Genomic DNA, 23,618 nt, shown 5'->3' on the forward strand with positions numbered 1-23,618 from the left:
CACGTATCTTCCCCTTTGAACTTCTTCTAGTTATGTCTTTATTTGTTCTTTTTAGCGTAGAATAAGATAATTACCGCTAGCAGAATTCCCCCGACTACTGTTCCAAAGTAAAACAATTGCTCACCAGTATAGGGTAAATACTTCTGCTCTAATTTTTTTAGAGTGTTCGGCAATGTAATTGGCTTTCCTTTGATTGGTTTGTTTTTTTTAGGCGGATCACCTTCTACAAAAACAATATCCGTATTCGTTCCAGCCGATGCTTGTGCATCTGCTTGAGTCGTAAAACTTCCTATACTAAGCAGTAGCAAGAACAAAATACTGGATTTCTTCACTATTCCCATCTGCTTATTTTTCTCCTTCTGTTCTCTTTTATTATGTAGACAACACCCTAGCTATTTTTTCCAACGTTGTGCTACACGTTATTTTGAAGAAAAATACTCCCTCACCTCCTTTAACATTAATTCAATTTTTATTGAAGACCGACTGTTCTTTATTTTATGTTCAGGCGATATCCTTTGGAACGTGTTGTCTTGATCCACTGTGCTTTCAATGGATTACTTTCGATTTTGTTTCTTAGGTGAAAAATAATATTTGATACACGGTAATTATCTGCTTTGAAAGTAGTTTGCCAAACATATTCGTAAATCTCTTTATAGGTAAATGTTTGGTTCGGTATACTATTCAATAGCTCCATTGCTCTAAATTCAAGTCTCGTTAAACTGATTTCCTTGTCGTTGTTTAATAACACACTTAAGTTAGCTGGAAGTAAGGTTACATCATTTTTTTGATTGCTGGTTCCATCTGTCGTAGCTAGTACTTTTACATTATTATTGTAACGATTCAACGTATTATTAATGATCCATTTAAGTTGTTTCAGCTCGTAACTTGAATCTAAAACACAGTCCACGCCTAATTGAAAATAGATCAGACGCTCTGAATAACCTTTCCCAGCTGTGATGATCCAGATAAAAATATTTTTTGCTTTCTTAAGTTGATAACCATCTCGCAAATTGGAAAAATATAGTCCGCATTTGGTTCTTTAATAACGATACCATCGTACTCCTCAATGTTTTCTACATCATTGATGTTCTCTAAAAAGACAGTACTGATATTTAATGGATCGTCTAATTGAGGTAGTTTATTTGAAGGTGAGACGCAAGCAATTTTGTACATTTACTTAGCTCCTTTTTGTTTTTTAATTTATATTTATATAATACTTATTCTTTGTTCAAAAATCCTTTACACTTTTTCATTTTTTGTATATTTTATCGGTTATTATCTAATTTTCATTTTTTTTATAATCACAGTATAAATTGTTTAATGACATTGCTAACATATTCAAAATACTATCCGTAATAAAGTCTATAGACTGTTTAAATCCTGTTAAGATCCACTCTTCAACAATAGCGGCTGCCCCTTTAGTCATAAAGGTTGTGTAAAATTTCAGCGATTCAGTTGAAAATTTAAAATAAAACAAATCTGGCAAAGCTTTTTTAAAATGGTCATAATATAAGTTGTACAAGTCTTCAACCAATGTGATTCCACTATTTTCACTGATCAATACTTCGATGATATCTTTCTTTTGATAGTAGTAAGTAATGATATCAAGTGAGTTTTGATAAAGAACTTCTTTGATTGCTGTCACTGACTCCATATCAACATTAAAGAGAAATGACGTATTCACATTTTGTAATTGTTTGACCCCTTTTAAAAACTCTGCTTCAATAGAAGCCACCACTTCATACTTGTTATCAAAGTAACTATAAAAGGTTACACGACTGATAAAAGCATGTTTAGCGATTTCAGTAATACTTAGATTCTCAATAGATTTTGTCTTTAGTAATTCCAGTGTTGCATTTTCGATAGTTTTTTGGTTTGTTTCTCCCTTCATTCGAGACCTCCATTCTTTTATTAACTTGACTCTAATTATCAATATTTAATAAATGATATTAGAACTTTCCCTCTATAAATCGAAGAGCCATCAGCTATTCATATGAACATTTTATTATTATTTAAATTCCAAACTTTTTTCTTATTTACAAATAGATTTTTTTGTTAATTTTAGTATTAACTATTCACAAACATTGTATCAATAAGGTTCATGACATTCTTTAACTTTATTAAATATTTGATTTTCTTATATTTTTATTACATAATATAGTTTAATATCTAGGATAAGATATCTGGTTTCATTTTTTACTTTATTTTATTACATAAGTTGAACCCTAAACCGCATATTTTTGTTGATATCGCTAATTATTGATATCTTTATTTTAATTTTTTTACTGTATACACGTTTATGGCAAGTGAAATGGAGGTGCAATGATGAATATTTTTCAAGAATTAGTAGATACTTTAACGCTAAATAAAATAAAAATACTATTTGCTATTAAAGATAAAAATGATTACATAGGAGTTGAAGAGCTAGCAAAAAAAACTGGCTTTGAGAGAAGGACCATTGAGGCTTATCTTAACGAACTTTACCATGACTACACTCAATTTAGTAAAAAGGAATCCAACTTACGTTTTACCATCTCTTCAGATAAAAGAGTCAGTATAAGCTATCAGTTATATGAAGATTTTTATTCTTTCGTTTTATTTTTAGTCAGCCAGTCTTTCTCGATTAAATTATTAAGTAGGCTATTTCTTGGTGAAATTGTCTCAACAACTGAATATATCTCCGAAAATTTTATCAGTAGTTCTACTTTCAAAAGAAGAATCGCAAAAATTCGTCCTGTGCTAAAACGATATATGATCGAACTGACGACTAAAAAAGGCACACTTTATTTAAGTGGTGAAGAGCGCCAAATCCGAATTCTTGCCTATACTTTTTTCTGGATGCTTTGCAAAGGAAAATATTGGCCTTTTCAGATAGAAAAGCAAAAAGTGATCGACATCCAAAAAGAACTATCGCAAAATTTTAACAACCACTTGAGCCAAACCAATATTGAACAAAAATATTTTGTATTAGCAATCAATATTCTACGCTTTCGTAAAGGACACAAAGTTTCTTTCTCAGATGAATGGCTAAAACAGTTTTTCTCAGCCGAGTTCATCCAGTTAAGCAGTCATTGGAAACAACAACACTTACTATCAAAAAATGAATTTTTCTTTTTTGTATTAGTGCTTCAATCTCAAGAAAAATTTTACTTGGAAAATGAATTAGGAACTCCTACATTAGCCTTCCATAAAGAAAGTAACTCACAAGTCTATCAGTCAACTGAAGCATTTTTCACTGCTTTTGCTGATGAGATTTGCCCAATTCCACCAGCTATCAAAGAAGAATTTTTTTCTTATATTTTTGCTTATCATTTATTTTGTACGTTATTCAAAAATGTTCCGTTTGGGATGTCTGGTTTTGGTGATATCGATACGTTGAAGAATCGGTTCCCACTATTAGAAGCAAAACTAACTAATTTATTGAAGCATTTATACGAAAAAAGTAAAATCGAACTTTTTAGAGAAGCTAGCTTTTTGCTCCCTAGATACGCATTGTTTTTTTCTTCAATAAAACCTATTAGTTATTTTGAAGAAACGTTTTCGATTTATATGGATACCGATTTACCATTGATTTCTGAAAAGAGACTTATTAGTAAACTACTTGAATATTTTAAAGATAGTTATAATCTCAAAATCTCCAGTACACTTGAATATTTCCAAGAGTCAATATATGATCTTGTCCTGACAACAAGCTTTACACCTATCATCAAATCCGTAACAGCTAGCGATTCGATTCTTTTTATTACAGATGAACTTCGTTTGGAAGATATCGTTCGAATCGATAAGTTCTTAACAACCATACGTGTGAACAAAAAATAAAAACGACTGACTATGATTCTTTTAAATCAAGTCAGTCGTTTTTCCACTCTACTTAACTAAAACTAGATAAATCATTAAAATAAATTCACAGTTATTTCATATCAACCATTACTTCTTAAGAAAGCCAAACAATTATTAACTTATTTGGCATATTTTTGTAACATTCAACCTCTATACTAGATATAACACTTAAAGAAAAGAGGTTATTCTATGAATCAAGGCATTTTGAAAAAACAAAATATTTTACCTTTACTATTGATTCTACTTCTTTCATTTGCTAGTCTCTTTCTTATTTTTAATAAAGAAGAGCAACCAATCCAAGATGAAGCAACTGCTTATCAGCAGATTTTTATTGATGAAATAGCATCTGAAGCGAAACTGTTACAAAAACAAACCCATTTATTCGCTAGTATCACTATTGCTCAAGCAATTTTAGAATCTGACTGGGGCCGCAGTGCTCTAGCAGTGGAAGCGAATAACTTATTTGGGATCAAAGGGGCTTTTAATGAGCAATCTAGCATTATGCCCACAGACGAGTTTATCGACGGGGAACGAATCACGATCGATGATTCCTTTAAAAAATATGATACGATCCAAGAATCAATGGCCGATCATATAGAATTTTTAAAAGGTGGCACGTATGACGGGATCAAAACAAGCAAAAATTATCGGGAAGCAGCTGTTGCTTTACAAAATGGCGGCTATGCTACTGATCCAGACTACGCTGAAAAATTGATTCAATTGATTGAAGAATTTAATTTATATACATACGATAAATAACCAAAGCATATCAAGAGCTGTTCTATTCTAATGCTGTTATGCTTGTTGTTGGGAGATTATTACTATGGATCAGTTTTACTATATTCTAAAGGATAGCTGCACTAGTATTTTGCGAAAAAAAGGGGCTGCTTTATTTAAAAGCAGTTTTTCTTTTCTATATTTCTTTATTTTGAGCGTTTTACTCCACACTTGGATCACGTCGCTCCTTCTAAGAAAAATAGAGGAACAAAATAGGTTAGAAGCAATTGATTCACCAGATGCTTTTACTCAAACAAATTCCAGCCAAAATTTAGTTACTTTATTAGATACTTTAAGCATTGCATTACTTATTTTCAGCATTGGTTTATTTTTATTTGGCATCTTTTATCTCGTTATTTATTTACAAAAAACTTTGATATTGGATAAAAAAGAACTGATCATCAAGAAAATGTTAGGTGGCTCAGCACTTCAAGTCACAAGTGAGTTTTTCTTCGAACCTTTGTTGCTCATTATACCAAGTAGCATTTTAGGTTTAATAACAGCAGAATATCTCTACACGATCTTTTTTAGGCACTCTAATTCGTGGTTTGGAGATGTGTTGTATTCCTCAAATGATTTTGCCTTTTTTGTGGATTTTCCGTTGATCGGATTTTTTTCACTTTTACTGATAGGTCAATTTCTCTACTTAAAACAAAAAATAACGAATCTCTAAAAGGAGTCCTGAACGTGAATGTTTTAGTTGCCGATGATAGTCCAGAAATGGTGCAAATCGTTAGTGCCTATTTGAAAAAAGACGGATTTACAGTCTATACTGCCCTTGATGGTGAATCAGCTTTAGATATTTTTTATCAAGAAAAATTAGATTTAGCTATTATTGATTGGATGATGCCTAAAATTGATGGACTAGAAGTTATCAAAACAATCAAAGCTGAAAGTTCATTAAAAATCTTGATGTTAACAGCCAAAGCAACTGGTGAAGATGAATTTCTTTCTTTATCTAGTGGTGCAGATGACTATATTACTAAGCCTTTTCATCCGCAAGTCCTTCTGTTACGAGTAAAAAAGCTACTTAGTTTGACTCATTCATTTTATGTGAAAAATTTGCTGATCGATCCAGCAAATTTAAAGATTTGGAAAAACGAACAGCCAATAGATTTAACAAAAAAAGAGTTTGATTTGCTGATGATGCTTGTAAAAAATCGTGGTAGTATTTTAACAAGAGAACAACTATTGGTAGGCGTTTGGGGTATGGATTACGACGGCGTAGCACGTACAGTGGATACACATATTCGAAGACTTCGTGAAAAAATTGGTGATGAGATCATCACTACCAAAAGAGGAGTGGGCTATCTCATTGAAAAAGAAGACTAGAAAAATCAGTACCACACTTACGTTAACCTTTTCATTGATCATTATCGGTAGCTTTATCATCATGTTTCTTTTAAATAGTTTGATTGTTCCTCATTATTATTTTTCAAAAATGGAACACAAAATCACCTCGGTCATGACAGACATTCAACAAAATGCTCATTCAGAGCAAAAACTAGCGGAATTAGAAGAAAACAATCAAGTCACAATCATCTCACGAAGTTTAGACGATACCTCACTTGATGATTTTAACGAAGCGTTGAATGTAGAGCTGAATCGAAAAAAAGTGGCATTAAATCGTTTTTGGATCACACAAGAAACATTGGATCAACTACAAAATAGCCCTCACGCTGTTCAACGAAATTTCGACCAAGGAAAACAGAAATCCAGCTTCTTAGTTGAGATGAGGGTAATCGATAATACCTTTTATTTAGTTGGTGTTTCTACGGTAAATTTTTCTGAAACAGCTACTCTAATCAATACATTCAACTTTATTTCTTTAAGCCTGACATTGGTGCTAATCATTGTATTGATCTATATTTCTGTCAGAAAAATAACGGATCCTTTAGTCAACTTAAAAAAGGTTGCGGAAGAAATCACTGGGCTAACCTTTGTAACAACGGAAGATATTCCAGCAAATGAAATTGGTGAATTAGCGCTTAGCATCAACAAAATGAGTTATGCTTTAGCTACTTATCAAAAAAATTTGTTAGCTAAAAATGAACAACTTAAACAATTTACAGCAGACTTGACCCATGAATTAAAAACACCGATTGCTTTGATCAAAGCATACGGCTCTGGAATTGAAGATGAGTTAGACGACGGAACATATCTTGAAGTGATTTTACAGCAAACCCAACGATTGAATGATATCGTTGATCAGATGCTGGACTATGCAAAATTAGAACAGCAACAGCCCATCAATAAAGTGCCTCTGCAATTGTCAGATACTTGGAGACAAACAGTGGCTGAACTTACGCCGACCATGGAAAAAGAGGAAATTTTGTTATTAGAAGCCGATACCGACCGTCCTCTTTCCCTGATTGAAGCTGATCCTATATTGATCAAGCGTGTTTTTGAAAATTTATTGACGAACAGTCTAAAATATACAACTGACAAAGAGATCCAAGTTAGTTGGCGTGAGACAGACAAGTTCATTGAATTTTCGATCAGTAATCAAACTATTTTAGCTTCTGACTTTGATGTGAACAAGCTTTGGGAAGCATTTTACGTTCATGAAAAATCACGGAATAAAAACTTGTCAGGGACAGGACTAGGTTTATCGATCGTTCAATCGATCATGGAGGAACATGGTTTTACGATTGAAGTAAGATTAGTCCATCAGACATTGATTTTTATTTTGCATTTTTATAAACCTGAAAAACAAGCGTAGTAATTTGCGCTTGTTTTTTTACTATTCGATTTTGGCATTTTTCTGTAACATTGACTTAGTAAACTTTAGATATGTTATTGAGTTTAACTAATCTCTCGGAAAAAAGATAAAAATAGATTGTGGCAAAAAACACCACCCTCCATTTTTCCTATTTTTCTGTCGAGACTAAGCGAGCCCATTCAGCTTTTGTATTATCTAGCTTTATGGGCTAATCTCTCGGAAAAAAGATAAAAATAGATTGTGGCAAAAAAACACCACCCTCCATTTTTCCTATTTTTCTGTCGAGACTAAGCGAGCCCATTCAGCTTTTAAATTTAGGAGGAAGTCATGAAAAAATTGTCTATTTATCTCGCTTAGCCGCAATCACACTATCCTTGTCAGGATGTAATTTCAACCAAACCAAAGCTACAAGCAAATCAGAAACACTAATCGTCAACAATGAAATCGAGAAAAATAAAACCTACGCTAAAACAGATTTTTCTTTTGATGTTGATCCTACAACTTTTACTGTTTCAATTACCGCAAACGGTGAAAAAGCAGAAGTCTCCAAGCCACAAGAAGTTAAAGAAGTGACTGATTTAAAAAAGACCCAAGATGAGATCAGCTGGATTTATCCCAATGAAAAACTCAAGGTCAAACTAAAAAAAGAAAACAATCATCTAGCTGTGGCACTCACAAGTTTATCTAATGAAGATACAACGTTTACCTGGCCTAAACTAGACGCTAAAAATTATGTATTACCGATTGCAGAAGGAAAAACGATTCCTAACGATCAAAAAGAATGGCTTGCCTACTTTAAACAGAATGAAGAATTATCGATGAGTGAAGCTTTTTCAATGAGTTTTTTTACAACTAATCAAGAGTCATTTGCTACAACTTTCGTGATGGACAACACATTTAACAGTGATCTTTTAACGAAGACCGAGCCACATCTTACTTTGGAAGCTAGTCACAATTTTATTGGCTTCGACAAAAATAAAACCTTGAATTATCGTCTTTATGTTACTGATAATGACCCTGTTTCAATCGCAAAAACGTACCAAATGGACCGAATCGATTTAGGTGAATTCAAAACACTGGATGAAAAAGAAAAAGAAAATCCAGAAATCAAAAAAATGCGCGGTGCGATTCAAGTTTATTACTGGAATAGCCGAATTTTAACAACAGAAGATATTAAATGGGCAAAATTACCGCAAATGGTAGACCAACCCATTTTCAAATGGATCGCTGAATTATTGACGCAATATGGGGAGGATGGCTCTGAGGAATATCTAAAAGCTTTAGAAGCGTTTAAAAACAATGAAGGTTATAAATATGAAAAAAATACCTTCTTAACATCAATTAATTATGTATTGCTTTATCCGCAATTTTATAATAAAGATATTTTCAAAAATCCAGATGCGAAAGCACAAGAACTGATCGATAAAGGCATTGACAAACTAAGTGAACAGGATCGTTACACATTGAATAAGCACCTATTAGCTGGTGTCTTAGGTGATTTAACCCCTCCATTAGAAAATTGGGGACAAGCAACTTCCTCTAACGTTTTCAAAGATATGAAAGCCTCAGGGGTCGAAAATGCTTGGATCGGTCTGCCAAACTGGGCGAATGGGTTAATGAATCCTGGAATGGTCAAAACTGCCGCTGATCAAGCTACTTGATTGGCCCTTATGATTCTTATCAATCGATTCAGGAAAATGCTAGTATTGATTGGAATACTGCCTCTTTCCCTAATAAAAATCTATACGAGAATGCAACAGTTACTAAGAAGAACGGAGAAAAGGTAGCTGGTTTCTTAGGCAAAGGGCGCAAACTTAACCCGACACAAATTTTCCCTGATGTAAAAGAACGTTTTACAGGCATTATGCAAAACAAGATTCCTTTCAATTCTTGGTTCTTAGATACAGATGCCGCCGGTGAAATTTATAACGACTATAGCCCGGATCACTTGACTACCCAAAGTGAAGATGTTGCAGGACGTTTAAAACGGATGGATTATTTCAATAAAAATGGTCTAGTTGTCGGTTCTGAAGGCGGAAATGACTTTGCATCAAAAGATATGGTTTTTGCTCACGGAATTGAAACGCCTGTCATTATGTGGTCTGATCCTGATATGCGTGAAAACAAAGAAAGTGACTATTATGTCGGAAGTTACGCTGCATTAGATGGCGGTATTCCAACAAAATACAAAAAAGTTGTACCGATCAAAGAAGAATATAAAGCCATTTATACTGATCCTGTTTACTCTCTTCCCCTTTACAAGCTTGTTTACAACCGTTCAGTGATCACTTCTCATCAGTGGGAATGGGATAGCTATAAAATCAAAGATCAAGTCGGTGAACGTCGGATGAAAGAGTATCTATACAATACACCGCCGATGATGCATATCGACAAGGCTGCTTGGGACGAGCATAAACAAGATATCGCTGAAAATGCTAAAATTTGGAGTCCTTTCCAAAAAGCTGCTTTACAACATGAAATGACGGATTTCAAAGTGTTAACAGACGATCGTTTGGTGCAAAAAACAGATTTTGGTGATAAATTATCCGTGATTGCTAACTTCTCTGGTACTGATTACAATGCGGAGGGGGTTAAAGTTACTAGCCATACTGCAGTAATCATAAGTGATGGAAAAAAAACGGTTGTAAAAACGGAAGATTAAGTACTAAAAAGAAACGAAGCCTTTTATCTAGGCCTCGTTTCTTTTCTTATTTTTTTAATTTGAATATCATCTCAACCGGATTATGGTCTGAGTTTTTAAATTCAGCATCTGTCACTTTTCCACTAATATTTTCGACATTATCCGAAATGATAAACCCATCGATCAAAGCTACAAATGACTCTCCTTTTTTATAGGGTTTATCTAAATTACGAACTGACGGTACTGTTTTTTTTGTTTCGCTCAAAGCTGCAACTTGTAAATTTTCTGGCAGTTCTTTTTTAGGAAAAGGCTGCAGCCATGTGTATTCTTCGGTCGTATCGTTTTTAAATGTTTCAGTTGAAGACTCGAGCAGATCATGATTGAAATCTCCGCCGCCGACTACGTAATTTCCTTTTTTATATTCGTTTTCCATATGATCAAACAACTTATGGACTTGTTCTTTTTGGATTTTTTGATCTTTGATATATGCAGATAAATGAACGTTATATATCATTAAGTATTTGCCATTTTCAACTGGGATCTTGGATATTGTAAAGGCACGGTCCAAATCAAAAAATTTATTAAAATTCGTTTCAATCGGTAAACTGTAACGAACACTCTCTTCAATTGCTGTATTACTTAACGTGAGAATACCTGATTTTGATTTTCCGATTGGATCTAGAATTGGATACATTAGAAATGCTGAATCATAATTTGTGGCAAATACACTAGAATAATCATTAAATTGTTGATTGATTTGAGTAACCTCATCCACACTGCGACTACGAGTAGCTTTTTCATCGACTTCTTGGAATAAAGCGAAATCCGGATCGATCGTTTTAGTCGTATCAATTACTCCCGCGATATTTTCAATAACACTTTCTTTGCTGACAGCTTTTGACTGTTTGCCCCCATCCATAAAGAATGTGTAATCTGGTGTGTAAGATCCATACCCTATGTTAAATGTTGTGATGGTATATTCTTTATCGATTGTTGCTTGTTCTATTTTTGCCTTTTGCGTGATTTCAACAGGTAAATTGTCAGCAATTCTAGCATAACTGAAATAGACATAACCGACATACGCTAAAACTACTACACTAAGAATAGATACAATAGTTAGCAAAATGGTGAGTATTTTTTTAAAGTTCATTATTTTCTCTACTTTCTACTGTGTAGTTTCTTCCATTCTACAGTATGAACAAACAGTTTCATTTGAAGGCATTGGTGCTCCGCAAAAATGACAGATTTTATTTCCTATTTTGATATTTCTCTTTGGTGACACTTTCATATCTTTCTTTTGCACGACTTCTGTATTTCGCTTCTGTACTACATCAGCATTTCGTCCTTGCGGCTCTGCAGGATTACTGTTTTGATTCCCATTTGTTACCGCTGCCCTAGTTACCTTATGCTTATCTTCAACAGATTTCTTTTTTGGTTCTGTCTCCCTATAAAAAATGCTTGTGACCGCATCAAAAACACCGATCCAGATGAGCACATCATTGTCCCAATCACTAGTGAGGATAAACACGAAAAGTAACAGTCCTCCAGAAATAAAATTTTTGTTTAGTAATCTAGGAATCCCAGTTGCTCCAAGTATCAAAGTAAGAAAAAAAGTATTCCTAGGTTTCATATTATACAGCAAGCCTGATCTTTTGATCATAAATAAATTATTTTTAATAAACGTCCACATTTTTCTCCAACACCTCTTCATTAAACCCATTTGTCATCCATTATAATCATAAAATCGTCAAGATTCAACATGACCTAAGAATAGCTTAAAAAGGTTTCGACAGAAATCATTATTTTTTCACCACTGTTTATTCAAAATGAAAAGGGCTGAGACATAGCAACAGTCCCAAACCCTTTTAAACTTTTTTATCAGCTTAGCGTATCTTCACGATTCATTTTATTGATCATTGCTGTCGTTTTTGGCAATAAATCGTCATAGTAGTCATCTATTTTATTATTTATGGTAGCTAATCTTCCTTGAAGCTCTTCGATTTTTGCTGAGATTCGTTCCTGTTCTTCTTCTAACAAATTTTTTCTGGCTTCGATGGTATGATCCCCTTGATTCGCCAATCTAACATATTCAATGATCATCTCCAAGGTCATGCCAGAAGCTTTTAATCTTAAAATCGATTGAATCCATTCCAAATCAACTTCATCATAATTCCGTATACCGTGAGTTGTTCTTGTAACTGTGGGAATGACACCGATTCTTTCATAGTACCTTAATGTATCAGCGGAAAGCCCCACCAACTCTGCCATTTCTTTAATCGTCATCTAGCTTTCCTCTTTTTGTACAAAATCTACTGACTCTGATAATTTTTTATATTTTTCCGTCATTAGAATTTTCTGATTCGACATATTTAATGCTAATTCATAAGCATCACCGCCAACCATTAATTCTAAAGGTGGTTCGTCCAGTTCAACGATTTCCATGTATAAGGCAGCGACTTTTTCGGGATCTCCAGGTTGATTGTCATTCATCGCAGCAACAAACTCAAGTCGTTCTTCTACAGCTTTTTTATACGGCTCACTAACTGCTTTTGACAGCATATAAGAATTTTCTGATAAAAACTCTGTCCGCAAATACCCTGGAGCAGCATTGATCACATGAATTCCAAAAGGCTTGACTTCATCTGCAAAGGCTTGCGTAATTCCATTAATAGCAAACTTTGTTCCTGCATATGTGGATTCAAATGAGCCTGCGTACAGACCTGAAATTGATGACGTATTGATGATATAGCCTGATTCTTGCTCTCTCATAATCGGCATGACCGCTCTCATCATATTTAACGTGCCAAAAACATTGATATCAAAACAGGCTCTGACTTCCTCATCCGTTAAATCCTCGACAGCGCCAGCTACCATATAGCCTGCATTATTTACCAAAACATCAATTCTACCAAATTTTTCAATCGCTGCTTTTATTATCTTTTGAATATCAGTTTCATCTGTTAAAGACAAACTTATCGGTAAAAACGAAGGACTTTCTGGTCCCACTTTTTGAATCAGTGCTTTTGAATCACGACTTGTTGTGATAACTTGTTGTCCATTATTGAGTAGTGCTTTTGTTAAAACCAAGCCTAACCCTTTAGAACCTCCTGTTACTAACCAGACCTTTTTACTCATCTTTATACTTCCTCTCTTTTCGTTGTTTGATCGATCAACAAGGAAAGTATATACCTTGGAGGTACCTCCAAGACAAGACATTTTTTTAATTATTTTTTTGAACAAGTTCTGCCAGCTTATTTACAGTATTAGCATTTCGGATCGTAATTCGACTATACATCTTCGTTCCGACAATTTTTGACCAGCGGCTTCTAGAAAATGTTTTGATTGGTGCAGACCAGAAAATAACACGTTCATGATGCGCCACTTTTTCATATTCTGCTTTAGCCTCACCGACAGAGGCAATCACTTCTTCCGTTGTCGTTGGAGGAATCACGAAAATAGCATTGTGTTTTGATTCCTTATCTGTATTCCACCAGTCCGGCATGTGCTCTAATGCTTTTAGCAAAGCTTCGGCAGGTACGATCGTCACGATGATTTTAAGACCAAACGCTGCTTCAATCAGTTGCTCACAATCTTTTGTCAGTTGTAAAATCTCGGTTTCTTCACTATCAAAAATGACATTCCCACTATTTAAATACGTCATAACATTTGTAAAGCCATGTTGTTCAAAACGAGCTTTCAATGTTGCCATCACTACTCGATTTTTCCCACCAACATTGACGCCGCGTAATAAAGCAATATAGGTTTGCATCGCCCATCACTCCTTGTTTTCTATTTATCTAAAAGTATAACGTATTCAAAGAACAGAAGTAAAAAAGCTAGCTCTTATATCGTATAATAAAAGTAATTATTTTCTTTTAAGGCAGAGTCTATATTATAATAAAGAACCAACAATCCTAATCCAAAAGAAAAGAGGTCGTCATAATGAAAGATATAAATGAATTTTTTTCAAAAATTAGTGAACCAGTGCATCGGGCCCGTTTAGAAGAAATTTTTAATTGGACCAAAGAACATTATCCACAATTAAATGTTGTAATCAAATGGAATCAACCCATGTTTACTGATCATGATACCTTTATTATTGCTTACAGTGCAACGAAAAAACATGTTTCAGTTGCACCAGAAACAGTCGCGATCACGGCTTTTAAAGAAGCCATCGAACAAGCTAATTATCAACATACCGATAACCTTTTCAAAATCACTTGGGACCAGTCTATTGATTTTTCCCTATTGAAAAAAATAATTGATTACAATATTCAAGAAAAAATCCACTACACAAAATTTTGGCGAGAATAGTATGTAGGTAACGTGCTTTATTCAAAAAAGTTTTATCGATAAGCATTTATTGAAGTAGCAAAATTGGTTTAAATCTATTATTATTTAGACATAGAGAGTTACTTAATTATCTTCCCCAAAGATAAAATAAGAATTGATTCCATCTTACTTGAGATGGAATTTTTTTGTAATTTGCAGAAAGAAGCTAATTGACAAACTGTCAGTCAGACTTTATACTGATTTAAAAAGGAGTGCTGATTATGCGTGACATTAAAGAACCTGAAATTCGTAGAGCTGAAATTATGGATACTGCTGGTCAGTTATTTATGGAAAAAGGGTATTTAAAAACTACCACTCAAGATATTATTGAGCGCTTAAATATTTCCCGAGGATTACTTTACTACCACTTTAAAAATAAAGAAGATATTTTGTATTACTTAGTCGAACGTCAAACAGCGCCTCTATTACACCAACTAGAAAGCATAGCCAATAATAAAAGTCTTTCCGCAATTGAAAAAATCCAAAAATTTATTGAAGCCACCATGATCAAGAAAGATACGATCACAGAGGAGATGGTTAGCCTTCAAAGAACCGTTGATTTGGAACAAAACCGTTATGTGACAGACCGCTTTTCTCACAAGCTAATCAATGAGGTCACGTTGTATTTTGAACAGATCATTATTCAAGGAATCAAAGAAAAGGTTTTCCACGTAAGCTATCCACTAGAGACAGCTACTTTTCTTATGACAGGCTTTGTTTTTGTCTCTAACGATCTAAGCGAATCTTCCGAACACAAGAATTATTTATCTGCGTTTCAAGCAATTTTAGAACGAGTGTTACAGTCTAATGAACCCATTTTTTAATAACAGACGAAGTTGGAACTGAAGTTTATTTTCGAAAACTTCAAAACGTAGTGCTTTAGCACTTGGAAAATATAGGCGTTACTTTTTTGATTTCAACGTATATCAAGATGCCATGTGAGTGGGATATGACTCGAAGAGTTATGTCTCACTCACCTTCTTAGAACTTCAACTGACAATTTGTCAGTTAGAAAAAACCAATGAATAAACAAAGGAGAATCACAACATGTTAACGATTAAAAATCTAACAAAGTCATATACAAATAATAAAAAAGCGATAGATAATCTAACGCTCACAATTGAGTCTGGTGATATTTTTGGATTTATCGGCGGGAATGGTGCCGGTAAAACAACAACGATCAAAGCTATTGTCGGAATCCATGATTTTGAGCGGGGTGAAATAATCATCAATGGAACCTCTATCAAAACAGATCCCATTCTTTGCAAAAGTGAAATGGCTTATATTCCAGATAATCCAGATTTATACGAACACTTAACTGGTTTACAATATATCAATTTTATTGCTGATCTGTACGAGGTTCCTGAAGCTTTACGAAAACAAAATATTCAGCACTTTGGCGAGCTATTTGAGATGCTACCTTATCTTGGCCAAGTCATTTCTTCTTATTCTCATGGAATGAAACAAAGAACAGCACTAATCGCAGCATTTACTCACTCACCTAAATTATTGATTCTAGATGAACCGTTCGTGGGACTAGATCCTAAAGCAGCATTTATTTTAAAGTCTCTCATGAAAAAATTAGTTTCAAAGGGCGGTGCAATCTTCTTTTCAACACATGTACTAGATGTGGCAGAAAAGTTATGTAATAAAATCGCTGTGATCAAAAACGGACAGTTGATTGTTACTGGAGATACACAGGAAGTTATTGGTGATCAATCATTGGAACAGTTATTTATGGAGGTTCAAGAGTATGCGTAATACATTGATTTTATTTAAAATCTTAGTAATTCATAATTTTTATTTAAATGAACTATTTCAAACGAACAAGGGAAAATCCACTAAACTTATCAGCCTTCTTGGGATTCTTCTTTTGATTTTATTTTTTGGTTTTTATAATGTACAAACTGCTAAAACCTTGGTCTTGATGGGGGAAGGAACGCTGATTCCAGCTTATATGGTTGCGATATCGAGCTTTATTTTGATGCTCATGACTATGTTCCGCTCAAATGGGCTTTTATTTGCAAGTAACGATATTGAACCATTGTCTGCTCTGCCAGTAAAAGGACGTGATATTATTGCCAGTAAATTTTTATTTATGTATCTTATCAACTTGATGATCACGCTTGTTTTTATTTTACCTAGCAGTATTACTTGGTTTAATCAGACACAAGCGAGTGGCCTGTCGTTACTTCTCTATCTAACTTCTATGCTTTTTATCCCATTCATTCCAATGTGCTTTGCAGCTATGATTGGGGTTTTGATTGTCTTACTTTCTGCTTATTTTAAAAATAAAAACTTATTTTCTCTATTATTTTCCTTTCTAGCATTATGTTTTTTTGGGTACTTCGGTTTTTCTAGTCTGCAGACAGGGACAAATTCTCAAAATTTAGGTACAATGCTGGCCAAACAAGTAACTAGTTTATATCCTTTGGCTCAACTTTTTTTATCACAGAACACTACTTACTTTCTTTATGGGGTTGGTGGATTTATCTTAGTCTCGGCGCTTAGCTTTATCTTATTTATTCGTGTTGTATCAAAGAATTATTTGCGGATAAATGAGCTTACTTTAAATCCCTCGTTGAAAAAAACTGATAACAGATTGTTTATCAAACAACACAGTAAATTTCAGGCACTCTATCACAAGGAGCTAAGTCGTTTTTTTGCATCATACATGTACATTTTAAATACTAGTTTAGGCGTTGTTCTTTTATTTATTCTTAGTCTTGTTTTACTTTTTACTGGTCCTGAAAACCTAATTCATTATTTAAAAGTCGAAGTTGATTCATCTATATTAGGAACATATTCGTCTATTTTTATTGCTGCTCTGCTTTCCCTTAGCTGCACCACTGCTGCTTCGATCTCTTTAGAAGGAAAAAATATTTGGATAGTAGAAAGCGCACCTGTTTCAGTAAAAAACATTGTCGACAGTAAAATTGCTGTTAACTTGACACTTCATTTTATTGGCTACATCGTTGCTGTTTTTGCCGTAATATTACAGTTTAATTTAATATTGAATCAAGTCATTAGTTTAATTTTTATTCCTATTATTTTTTCATTGTTTACAGCCACGCTCGGTATTTTTCTTAATAAAAAATCACCCAATTACGCCTGGAATAGTGAAACAGCTGTGGTCAAACAAAGTGCACCTGTCATTATCACTAATCTTGTGACCATGTTGCTTGTCTCGCTACCTGTTATTCTAACTCTACTTTTAGGCTTACCGTGGCTTCCATCACTTTGGGGCGTTTCGATTCTAGTCTCGTTCATTTCAGTGAATTTGTACACTAAACTATGCCGTTCAAAATACATTTAATCAAGGAGTTCCCCTAATGAAAAAAGATTGCTTAGTTTTATTGATGATCATAGCTATTCTTTTATTGGTTTGTCTATTTTTACCTAATGAAATACCCGTACACTTCAATTATCAGGGAAAAGCTGATCTTGTTGTTAATAAGTATTTTTTGTTGTTTGGAACATTCATCCTTTATTCCTTTTATTGGAAATTTCTTAGGAAAAAAGACCAAGAAAAAAAGTAACTAGCTCAAAAGATAAGCAAGCATTCACAAAAATTGCTCTTCAAACTTTTGTGAATGTTTGCCTATTCCGAAGTTCTTCAACGTACAAACGCTAGCTATTAGAAACTAACGCGACTGAAACGGTGTGCTGGATTGCTGTTTCTCGCTCTTTATTCAGCTCAAGTATTTACATGTGTTTATTTTATATGAGGGTTGTCAAATTTTTTCAACCTTCTCAACCGTAAATTCATTTACAACATTTCCAGTATTGAGTAAATCTGCCGGTTCAAATAATGCTACTAAGACCTCTTCAACAGGGTTCGGTCTGTGTGTAACCCCTTTGGGAATAACAATAAATTCATTTTCATTGACATCAACGGGTTCTTGATTTTCGATTTCAATCGTCAACTTGCCTTTAACAACCATAAACATTTCATCTGAATCCTCATGTAAATGCCACGTGAAAGGCCCTTTTAGTTTTACCATTTTGACCGCCATATCATTAACTCGCGCCGCATCTTTTGGTTCATAATCGTTTTCTATCGCAGCAAACTTTTCCAACATGTTTACTTTTGTAATCATAACTACTCACCATCCTTTTTATTTTCCATGAGCTAGCTTCTTTATGCTTACCTAAATTATAACAGATATTCTCTCATACATTTCTTAAGAAATAATGACTAAACCTAGAATGATCAATAGAATCGAAATAACTTTCTGCCTGCTTATCACAGTTTTTCTAAGGCCAAAAAGACCGAATTGATCAATCAAACTAGACATAATAATTTGTCCTAATAAAAATAAACTACTCGTTAAAACAGAACCTAGTTCCCCTACAACTAAAATAGTGCCCCCGACCACAATCACCCCAAAGGCGCCTCCAATATAAATCCACCAAGGTAATTTTTTCCCTGATGGGTCTTTCGTTGGAAAATTAATACTTTTTTGTACAATAAGAACAACGACAAATAAAATAATCAAACCGACCAAAAATGAAATCAACGTAGCAACTAATGGCGAGCGCACAGCGCTTCTCAACTGCCCGTTAAAGATAGCTTGTAAAGGGGGAAATACCCCAGCAACCAAGGCAAACATCAGCCAGAAGTAACTCGTTTTTTCAGTTTCTTCCTCTTTGTGTATTTTCTTCCGATTAGTTTTTTGTAGGAGAAAAACAGCTAGTAACATGATCCCAATTCCCATTATTCTTTTCAAGCTTAGCTGAACGACTGGTAAGCCTAAGAATCCAAAGCTATCAAAGACTGCCCCAGAAATAATCTGACTTGTTACAGTCAAAAATGTTGTATTTGTCGCACCAATTTTCCTAAACAATATAATATTTGAAACATTATAAACGACACCTGAAACAGCCCCGCCAACATAAGTATAGAGAGGATACGATAAATCTAACATGTTCAACTGATCAAAATCCCACAAAAACGTTGCTGTAAGCAGAATGATCGATCCTACAAAAAATGCAATCAAAGACGCATTAAGTGGCGTTTTCGTATACCTGCTTAAAGTTGAATTGATTGAGGCCTGAATAGAAAAAAAACAACCCGTTAAAATGCCAAGACTGAGAAATAAAATAAACTCCATATAGATACTCCTTTTCATATATATTAAAGACACTTAATGTCCTTTATAACTCCGTTTAAAAGAGAGTAACTTTAGTTACTCTCTTCAAGTACAATTGCTAATGTTTGACTTCTTAAGTAATCTTCCATAATTTTTTCTGCATGAAACATTACTTTTTTTATATCGCAATTCGGATCATCATGGACATAACATTCGAATAATGATTGTTTCCCTTCAACTGCTTGGATCACATCAAAAAATGTGATTGTTTGCCAATTAGATCGAATCGAATAGCCTCCATTGGCGCCTGAATTAGCTTTTATCAATTGTTCCTTTGATAATTTCGTTAAAATTTTTGATAAATAGGTTGGCGAAATATCTTGTTCTTTTGCTAATTCATTAACATTGATCGGCATTTTATCCTGGTTTTTTGCTAGAAAAAACATCGTATGCAGCGCATAATCTGTTGCTTTAGAATATTTCATACTATCCTCCCTTTTTAAAGACTATATATATCTATAATATCTTTAATAACAGAATTGTCAAGATTTTTCTTTTCCAGATAAATGACGAATATGCCAGAATAAAAGATAGGAGCAGAAACAACTTATTATTTTTGTTGTATCGAACAAAAGGTTAAGAATTTCTTTAGAGAAAAACAGGCTTATCCTTAACATCCTAAGCCATTTTTTTACTCAATGCGTTTAATTTTTACTATTTTGAAAAACTAATTGACGAAACTCCTATCTTTAAGTTAAGATAATATTACAAAATAAAATTAAAAAAGGCGCTCTGCAGGAGGACCGCAAATCATCCCGCAGAGCCCTGTATTATCAGCACAAACTAATAATACAAGTTGCCTCCGTCAATAGTTTATTGACTATTATCATTGTACTAAAAGTAAGAAAAGATTACCAGTCTTTTTTACAAATCAATGGTTTAGTTACTATTTATTTAGCGAACGCTTCATGGTATTAGTTGTTGACTAATGCCATTTTTTAGTTTTATATTGCTTATTAGATAATTAGAGCGGAAAACAAAATAAACAGGCACTCTGCAAGAAGACCGCAAATCCTCCTACAGAGCCCTGTATCGTCAGCACAAACTGACAATACAAGTTGCCCAGTCAATGCGCATTGACTCATTCATTTTACCTAACTTTTGTAAGAAATACTAGTGTTTTTTGCAAACTTTTTGTCATTTGAATAGTTAATGATTATTCATTGAACTTTTGCACGGTATTGGTTGGTGGCCAATACTGTTTTTTTCGCTCTTTTTATAAATAGTAAACATCAAGTTCTCCTTTTTTCTTAACACATTTTTTCATCTCTTGGTGTTTACGAGCTGATATTACGAGAATCTAACATTCACCATGCTTTTCTATTTAGTCTAAAAAAGGTGTCACGTCAATGCGTACAAAATAAGTAATTAAAAAATAAACATGCAAACAAAAATTTTCCTAGATCTACCCGACTGATTAGTTAAAGTAACGAATGATTCTATGTGTATCAGTGAGCGTTAAGATCCGACTGGCGGAAGATGATCTTAATGTTCAAATCAAAAAACAGCAGGTATGCAGAGCCTGCCATTTCAAACAACTGTTTATCTTTAATGCTATTCCTTTTTAGTAAACAGCCAACCCAACCATTTTACCAACATAGGGATAAACAGTTGTTTGTTTTTAATATACTTTTCGCACTCTTACTTCCATAAATTTCAAATAGGTTTTTAACACTCGTCACTATTAAACAACTAAGTCACAAATCTATTTTGTCTATCTTCTAAAGAGTAATCTTTTCATGAATTTTGAAGAGCCACTTTTGATGTCGCTCCTGAAATTCTAATGTATACGCAAGCTGACACGTAAACGAGTGAACGAACAAACCGATGACTTTTTCATTACTAAATAATAGAATAGCTTGCTGCATTATTGCAGACATGCCTCCAACTTTAGTAACCCCAATAAACTCTTCCGATACATATTAGGATCTATTATTAACATTTTTATCCTTTCGAGCGCTAACTTCTATAATTATTTTATCGAAATAGCTCTCTCCTTATTTGATTGTTTCTATGTCTTCTACAAAATGTTCCAGGTATTCATCCCAATACCCTTGATAAACACTTGCTGAGTTCTGATCAAAATTCAATTGATACATTCTAAACGTAACGTTCAGATCCTTTGGCTGCCATTGTTCTTTATAAGAATATTTATAACTCATTCCCAGCTTTTGCATAACTTTACCACTGCCAATGTTATGAATATCATGTGTTGCAGTGATATATGTCCAACCTTGCGCTTTTAAGAAATGAATGACTGCATCACATGCTTCCGTGATCAATCCTTGTCCCCAATATTCCTTTAATAATCCATAACCAAAATCATGACTTTGACCATCGCTCACAGTGACATAACCAATTGGAATTTTATTTTCTTTCAAACAAACTAAAAAATAATAACCAGCCCCTTTTAGGTCATTTGATTCGATCTTTGTTTTGTAGAATTTTTTAGCCTCTGCTACATCTTTCACAGGGTACCACGGAAGGTATTTATTAACTTCTTTGTCAGATAAGATAGTATACAAACTTTTCATATCTGATGTCGTTGCTTCGATTCTTCGAATGATCAATCTTTGTGATTCTAACATTTGCCTTCTCCTTTACTTAGTTTAGACTGTCCATCAAGATCTTCTCAGCATTTAACAAGCCATAATCCTTTTTACTGATAGCTTTGACCTTTTTTTCAGGAAATGTTTTCTGTATTTTTTCTTGCGCATAAGCAAACTCAGGCGTCAATAAAATCACATCCGCTTGTTTCCCTTTTTCAGCCACTTTGTTAGAACTATACAGTTCAATAATAATAGCTACATCTCTTTCTTTAGCTATTTGGTTCATTTTAACCGCAAGTCGCTGTGTCTGAAAACCAGCATCAGAGATAAAACTTGCAGTAATACTAAAGATAATAATGACTTTTTCGGGTTGATTCTCAGTTGATTGATTTGTTAAATGAGACATTTCTTTTTCCATATAGTTTCTTCCTCTCTTCTTTGAAAAGAGCGAATCAAAAAAAGAGCGTTTGGCATTTCCTAAAATACTGTCAGTAGATACTTGAAAATACGTGCTAAGTTTTACCAATGTATCTAGGTCAGGATAACTTTTATTTCGTTCCCATTTTGAAATAGCCTGAGGTGTAACATTCAGAATTTCTGCTAAATCTTTTTGCGTCATTTTTTTTTGATTCTCTCAACTCTTTTAATCGATTGCCGATCTCTATCAAAATCATACCCTCCCACAGCTTTATTATGCAATTAACGATTGGTTGAACCGCTACAAATCCAACTCAACTAACAGTAGAATCATAGAATACGCTAATTTGTGATTAATTGATCAATGGAATCTTGAATCCATATTGACAACTTATTGAATAAATGCTATTTTTAAAAAGTGAATAAGGTTCACTTTTATGTTTATTTGTGAATTTAATCACTATGAAACCAACTGTTCTACAACCATGATCAATTGTTCCTTTTCAAGTATTGCTAGACTGTTTTTACCAAAATTATTTGCATTTAACACATGACCATTTAGCAAATCCGCAACAGCGATCGCAATTTCCCATAGCTGTTGACTTTCAGTTTTGTGATGGAGAAATAATAGCTGTTGATAGATGTTTTTCACATACAGATCGAACGCATCGGACATGGCACTTTCATCATGGACTTCTAAAGAATAACGTGCGGCAAAATATTTTTTAATAAAAGGATCATCGCCATAAGTTAAAACCCTTTCTACCATGTGCTGACTAAATTCATGAAACGTTTTAGTCAAAATCAATGATTCTGCTGTTTCCAACATAAAACAAGTTGTTGCATCATACCATAGTTCCAATAACAGATCTTCTTTACGTTTCCAATGCTTATAAAATGAGCCGACTGCGTAGCCTGCTTGTTTCGTGATATCGGAAATACTAGTATCGTCAAAGTTTTTAGATACAAATAGTTGACTGGCAGCTTCTTTAAGTTTTAATTTTGTTATTTCTGATTTTTTTAGCTGTTTGTTCATCTTATCCCTCATTTTTATCAATTATTTGTTGCTTAACTTGCTTAAATTATAGCTTAAAGCAAGTTAAAATACTACAAGTCTTACAGTGACCAAGTCTGATTAAGCATGACTTGTTTTTCAGCTAAAGACGTTGTTTTAGCAACAATTAATC

Annotated in this window: 26 protein-coding genes; 12 read left to right on the forward strand and 14 right to left on the reverse strand. The window is 33.8% G+C overall.

What is annotated here, in order from left to right; all coding sequences use genetic code 11:
* Window positions 1-38: 38 nt before the first annotated feature.
* The 3 genes from V192_RS0113575 to V192_RS0113585 all read right to left on the reverse strand — a co-directional run bounded on the left by V192_RS0113575 (window position 39) and on the right by V192_RS0113585 (window position 1,891).
* Window positions 39-341 (reverse strand): LPXTG cell wall anchor domain-containing protein, encoded by a 303-nt coding sequence (locus V192_RS0113575; protein ID WP_025872615.1) that lies wholly within the window; start codon window positions 339-341, stop codon window positions 39-41.
* Window positions 342-490: 149 nt separating this feature from the next.
* Window positions 491-1,009, reverse strand: a complete 519-nt coding sequence (locus V192_RS0113580; protein WP_025872617.1) for a response regulator transcription factor — start codon at window positions 1,007-1,009, stop codon at window positions 491-493.
* Between the two features lie 270 nt (window positions 1,010-1,279).
* Window positions 1,280-1,891 (reverse strand): TetR/AcrR family transcriptional regulator, encoded by a 612-nt coding sequence (locus V192_RS0113585; protein ID WP_025872619.1) that lies wholly within the window; start codon window positions 1,889-1,891, stop codon window positions 1,280-1,282.
* A 431-nt stretch (window positions 1,892-2,322) separates the two neighbouring features.
* Between V192_RS0113585 and V192_RS0113590 the strand changes: the two genes are divergently transcribed.
* The 7 genes from V192_RS0113590 (at window position 2,323) to V192_RS22350 (ending at window position 10,001) form a co-directional block, all read left to right on the forward strand.
* Window positions 2,323-3,819, forward strand: a complete 1,497-nt coding sequence (locus V192_RS0113590; protein WP_082266036.1) for a helix-turn-helix domain-containing protein — start codon at window positions 2,323-2,325, stop codon at window positions 3,817-3,819.
* Window positions 3,820-4,029: 210 nt separating this feature from the next.
* Window positions 4,030-4,599: a glycoside hydrolase family 73 protein gene (locus V192_RS0113595; RefSeq protein ID WP_025872623.1), complete on the forward strand. Its 570-nt coding sequence runs from the start codon at window positions 4,030-4,032 to the stop codon at window positions 4,597-4,599.
* Window positions 4,600-4,663: 64 nt separating this feature from the next.
* Window positions 4,664-5,290 carry an FtsX-like permease family protein gene (locus V192_RS20975; RefSeq protein WP_025872625.1) on the forward strand — a complete coding sequence of 209 codons (627 nt, stop codon included), beginning with the start codon at window positions 4,664-4,666 and terminating at the stop codon, window positions 5,288-5,290.
* A 14-nt stretch (window positions 5,291-5,304) separates the two neighbouring features.
* Entirely contained in the window at window positions 5,305-5,949 is a 645-nt protein-coding gene (locus V192_RS0113605) for a response regulator transcription factor (protein ID WP_025872627.1), read from the forward strand.
* Complete coding sequence (locus V192_RS0113610; protein ID WP_025872630.1) at window positions 5,933-7,339, forward strand: sensor histidine kinase; 1,407 nt, start codon at window positions 5,933-5,935, stop codon at window positions 7,337-7,339. Before V192_RS0113605 ends, V192_RS0113610 begins: the two co-directional genes overlap by 17 nt.
* A 374-nt stretch (window positions 7,340-7,713) precedes the next feature.
* Window positions 7,714-9,000, forward strand: a complete 1,287-nt coding sequence (locus V192_RS22345; protein WP_239644691.1) for a glycoside hydrolase — start codon at window positions 7,714-7,716, stop codon at window positions 8,998-9,000.
* Window positions 8,997-10,001 (forward strand): glycoside hydrolase, encoded by a 1,005-nt coding sequence (locus V192_RS22350; RefSeq protein WP_239644692.1) that lies wholly within the window; start codon window positions 8,997-8,999, stop codon window positions 9,999-10,001. Before V192_RS22345 ends, V192_RS22350 begins: the two co-directional genes overlap by 4 nt.
* A 46-nt stretch (window positions 10,002-10,047) precedes the next feature.
* On the opposite strand, the gene V192_RS0113620 is transcribed toward V192_RS22350, so the two are convergent.
* From V192_RS0113620 to V192_RS0113640, 5 genes are all read right to left on the reverse strand, one after another.
* The gene (locus V192_RS0113620) at window positions 10,048-11,130 is read right to left on the reverse strand and encodes an endonuclease/exonuclease/phosphatase family protein (protein ID WP_025872632.1); all 1,083 of its coding nucleotides are present in this window, start codon (window positions 11,128-11,130) and stop codon (window positions 10,048-10,050) included.
* A 15-nt stretch (window positions 11,131-11,145) separates the two neighbouring features.
* Window positions 11,146-11,508, reverse strand: a complete 363-nt coding sequence (locus V192_RS0113625) for a hypothetical protein (protein WP_128080824.1) — start codon at window positions 11,506-11,508, stop codon at window positions 11,146-11,148.
* A 350-nt stretch (window positions 11,509-11,858) separates the two neighbouring features.
* Window positions 11,859-12,263, reverse strand: a complete 405-nt coding sequence (locus V192_RS0113630) for a MerR family transcriptional regulator (protein WP_025872636.1) — start codon at window positions 12,261-12,263, stop codon at window positions 11,859-11,861.
* The gene (locus V192_RS0113635) at window positions 12,264-13,115 is read right to left on the reverse strand and encodes an SDR family oxidoreductase (protein WP_025872638.1); all 852 of its coding nucleotides are present in this window, start codon (window positions 13,113-13,115) and stop codon (window positions 12,264-12,266) included.
* 85 nt (window positions 13,116-13,200) lie between these two features.
* Window positions 13,201-13,749, reverse strand: a complete 549-nt coding sequence (locus V192_RS0113640) for a DUF1697 domain-containing protein (RefSeq protein ID WP_025872640.1) — start codon at window positions 13,747-13,749, stop codon at window positions 13,201-13,203.
* Window positions 13,750-13,922: 173 nt separating this feature from the next.
* On the opposite strand from V192_RS0113640, the gene V192_RS0113645 reads away from it, so the two are divergent.
* The 5 genes from V192_RS0113645 to V192_RS0113665 all read left to right on the forward strand — a co-directional run bounded on the left by V192_RS0113645 (window position 13,923) and on the right by V192_RS0113665 (window position 17,851).
* A complete protein-coding gene (locus V192_RS0113645; protein ID WP_025872642.1) occupies window positions 13,923-14,294 on the forward strand; it encodes an iron chaperone in 372 nt (123 codons plus the stop codon).
* 239 nt (window positions 14,295-14,533) lie between these two features.
* Window positions 14,534-15,136, forward strand: coding sequence for a TetR/AcrR family transcriptional regulator (locus V192_RS0113650; RefSeq protein ID WP_025872644.1), 603 nt, complete (start codon window positions 14,534-14,536; stop codon window positions 15,134-15,136).
* 223 nt (window positions 15,137-15,359) lie between these two features.
* A complete protein-coding gene (locus tag V192_RS0113655) occupies window positions 15,360-16,073 on the forward strand; it encodes an ABC transporter ATP-binding protein (RefSeq protein ID WP_025872647.1) in 714 nt (237 codons plus the stop codon).
* Window positions 16,066-17,628, forward strand: coding sequence for an ABC transporter permease (locus V192_RS0113660; RefSeq protein ID WP_025872648.1), 1,563 nt, complete (start codon window positions 16,066-16,068; stop codon window positions 17,626-17,628). Before V192_RS0113655 ends, V192_RS0113660 begins: the two co-directional genes overlap by 8 nt.
* Window positions 17,629-17,671: 43 nt before the next feature.
* Window positions 17,672-17,851 carry a DUF1648 domain-containing protein gene (locus tag V192_RS0113665; protein ID WP_239644699.1) on the forward strand — a complete coding sequence of 60 codons (180 nt, stop codon included), beginning with the start codon at window positions 17,672-17,674 and terminating at the stop codon, window positions 17,849-17,851.
* A gap of 195 nt (window positions 17,852-18,046) precedes the next feature.
* Here the strand turns inward: V192_RS0113665 and V192_RS0113670 are convergent, their stop codons facing one another.
* The 6 genes from V192_RS0113670 to V192_RS20980 form a co-directional block, all read right to left on the reverse strand.
* The gene (locus tag V192_RS0113670; RefSeq protein ID WP_029948275.1) at window positions 18,047-18,412 is read right to left on the reverse strand and encodes a cupin domain-containing protein; all 366 of its coding nucleotides are present in this window, start codon (window positions 18,410-18,412) and stop codon (window positions 18,047-18,049) included.
* 84 nt (window positions 18,413-18,496) lie between these two features.
* On the reverse strand, window positions 18,497-19,426 hold the full coding sequence (locus tag V192_RS0113675) for a DMT family transporter (RefSeq protein ID WP_025872655.1): 930 nt from the start codon (window positions 19,424-19,426) through the stop codon (window positions 18,497-18,499).
* Window positions 19,427-19,497: 71 nt separating this feature from the next.
* Complete coding sequence (locus V192_RS0113680) at window positions 19,498-19,890, reverse strand: Rrf2 family transcriptional regulator (RefSeq protein ID WP_025872657.1); 393 nt, start codon at window positions 19,888-19,890, stop codon at window positions 19,498-19,500.
* 1,572 nt (window positions 19,891-21,462) lie between these two features.
* Window positions 21,463-22,053, reverse strand: a complete 591-nt coding sequence (locus V192_RS0113690) for a GNAT family N-acetyltransferase (RefSeq protein WP_025872660.1) — start codon at window positions 22,051-22,053, stop codon at window positions 21,463-21,465.
* 16 nt (window positions 22,054-22,069) lie between these two features.
* Window positions 22,070-22,633 (reverse strand): helix-turn-helix domain-containing protein, encoded by a 564-nt coding sequence (locus V192_RS20265; RefSeq protein WP_338030882.1) that lies wholly within the window; start codon window positions 22,631-22,633, stop codon window positions 22,070-22,072.
* A 258-nt stretch (window positions 22,634-22,891) separates the two neighbouring features.
* Window positions 22,892-23,467 carry a TetR/AcrR family transcriptional regulator gene (locus V192_RS20980; RefSeq protein ID WP_025872662.1) on the reverse strand — a complete coding sequence of 192 codons (576 nt, stop codon included), beginning with the start codon at window positions 23,465-23,467 and terminating at the stop codon, window positions 22,892-22,894.
* Window positions 23,468-23,618 lie beyond the last annotated feature (151 nt).

Source organism: Enterococcus crotali (assembly GCF_000633635.1).
Classification (GTDB): domain Bacteria; phylum Bacillota; class Bacilli; order Lactobacillales; family Enterococcaceae; genus Enterococcus_L; species Enterococcus_L crotali.

Bases quoted from the DNA above. Each gene is read 5' to 3' on its own strand.
- V192_RS0113575 (WP_025872615.1), bottom strand. From the start codon at position 341: ATGGGAATAGTGAAGAAATCCAGTATTTTGTTCTTGCTACTGCTTAGT.
- V192_RS0113585 (WP_025872619.1), bottom strand. From the start codon at position 1,891: ATGAAGGGAGAAACAAACCAAAAAACTATCGAAAATGCAACACTGGAA.
- V192_RS0113590 (WP_082266036.1), top strand. From the start codon at position 2,323: ATGATGAATATTTTTCAAGAATTAGTAGATACTTTAACGCTAAATAAA.
- V192_RS0113595 (WP_025872623.1), top strand. From the start codon at position 4,030: ATGAATCAAGGCATTTTGAAAAAACAAAATATTTTACCTTTACTATTG.
- V192_RS20975 (WP_025872625.1), top strand. From the start codon at position 4,664: ATGGATCAGTTTTACTATATTCTAAAGGATAGCTGCACTAGTATTTTG.
- V192_RS0113620 (WP_025872632.1), bottom strand. From the start codon at position 11,130: ATGAACTTTAAAAAAATACTCACCATTTTGCTAACTATTGTATCTATT.
- V192_RS0113630 (WP_025872636.1), bottom strand. From the start codon at position 12,263: ATGACGATTAAAGAAATGGCAGAGTTGGTGGGGCTTTCCGCTGATACA.
- V192_RS0113635 (WP_025872638.1), bottom strand. From the start codon at position 13,115: ATGAGTAAAAAGGTCTGGTTAGTAACAGGAGGTTCTAAAGGGTTAGGC.
- V192_RS0113640 (WP_025872640.1), bottom strand. From the start codon at position 13,749: ATGCAAACCTATATTGCTTTATTACGCGGCGTCAATGTTGGTGGGAAA.
- V192_RS0113645 (WP_025872642.1), top strand. From the start codon at position 13,923: ATGAAAGATATAAATGAATTTTTTTCAAAAATTAGTGAACCAGTGCAT.
- V192_RS0113650 (WP_025872644.1), top strand. From the start codon at position 14,534: ATGCGTGACATTAAAGAACCTGAAATTCGTAGAGCTGAAATTATGGAT.
- V192_RS0113655 (WP_025872647.1), top strand. From the start codon at position 15,360: ATGTTAACGATTAAAAATCTAACAAAGTCATATACAAATAATAAAAAA.
- V192_RS0113660 (WP_025872648.1), top strand. From the start codon at position 16,066: ATGCGTAATACATTGATTTTATTTAAAATCTTAGTAATTCATAATTTT.
- V192_RS0113665 (WP_239644699.1), top strand. From the start codon at position 17,672: ATGATCATAGCTATTCTTTTATTGGTTTGTCTATTTTTACCTAATGAA.
- V192_RS0113670 (WP_029948275.1), bottom strand. From the start codon at position 18,412: ATGATTACAAAAGTAAACATGTTGGAAAAGTTTGCTGCGATAGAAAAC.
- V192_RS0113675 (WP_025872655.1), bottom strand. From the start codon at position 19,426: ATGGAGTTTATTTTATTTCTCAGTCTTGGCATTTTAACGGGTTGTTTT.
- V192_RS0113680 (WP_025872657.1), bottom strand. From the start codon at position 19,890: ATGAAATATTCTAAAGCAACAGATTATGCGCTGCATACGATGTTTTTT.
- V192_RS0113690 (WP_025872660.1), bottom strand. From the start codon at position 22,053: ATGTTAGAATCACAAAGATTGATCATTCGAAGAATCGAAGCAACGACA.
- V192_RS20265 (WP_338030882.1), bottom strand. From the start codon at position 22,633: ATGACGCAAAAAGATTTAGCAGAAATTCTGAATGTTACACCTCAGGCT.
- V192_RS20980 (WP_025872662.1), bottom strand. From the start codon at position 23,467: ATGAACAAACAGCTAAAAAAATCAGAAATAACAAAATTAAAACTTAAA.